The sequence below is a fragment of the Alcanivorax sp. HI0083 genome (assembly GCF_001635175.1).
Genome location: NZ_LWFX01000152.1, coordinates 1 through 814 on the forward strand (window position 1 = coordinate 1; position 814 = coordinate 814).

At 50.0% G+C, this 814-nt stretch carries 1 protein-coding gene and 1 tRNA gene; both read left to right on the forward strand.

Annotated elements, in window-relative coordinates; all coding sequences use genetic code 11:
- Positions 1-225: 225 nt before the first annotated feature.
- Entirely contained in the window at positions 226-498 is a 273-nt protein-coding gene (locus A3754_RS01640; protein WP_039925990.1) for an HU family DNA-binding protein, read from the forward strand.
- A 10-nt stretch (positions 499-508) separates the two neighbouring features.
- Positions 509-585 (forward strand) — tRNA-Asp (locus tag A3754_RS01645).
- Positions 586-814: the final 229 nt, after the last annotated feature.

Sequence of the window (814 nt, forward strand, 5' to 3'; positions counted from 1 at the left end):
GAAAAACCAGGAAGGTAACAAACGTCCTAGTACACATTAACGGATCATATTTAAACCTTTTTAAATTGTTGATCTGTATGGTTTTTCAATTGTTTTAACTTGGGTGAGATCGCGCTTCTCCTTTCTTGACGCCCCTGATACCCGTTGGTATAAAGGCGGCTTCGCATAAGGAGAGTGCATCACGCCTCGACCATAAAACCGGGAAAATAGAGAAAGGGGAACTTTGTGAATAAGTCAGAGTTGATTGATGCGATTGCCGCTAGCGCGGATATTTCCAAAGCCGACGCAGGTCGTGCTCTGGATTCTACTTTGGAAGCGGTAACTGGTGCCCTGAAAAAAGGTGACAGCGTTTCTCTGGTAGGTTTTGGTACTTTTGCAGTGAAGCGTCGTGAAGCCCGCGATGGCCGTAACCCGCAAACTGGCCAGACCATCAAGATCGCCGCTGCCAACGTACCGGGCTTCAAAGCCGGTAAGGCACTGAAAGACGCGGTGAACTAAACTGTTTGCAGGAGCGGTAGTTCAGCTGGTTAGAATACCGGCCTGTCACGCCGGGGGTCGCGGGTTCGAGTCCCGTCCGCTCCGCCAGTTTGAGAAAGCGTACTCGTAAGGGGTACGCTTTTTTGCATTTAAGGGAACCTGCAGTCATCCGCCGGTTCTGAATAATAAGATCGAATTTCGAGAGTATCCCTACGGAGTAATTTCATGCAGGAGTTCAGACGGTTTGTCCGCGGTCCCGTGGGCAAGGTCCTGCTTGCCGCAATCATTCTTCCTTTCGTGATTTCCGGCTTTTACGGCTACTTTGTCGGTGGAAGCA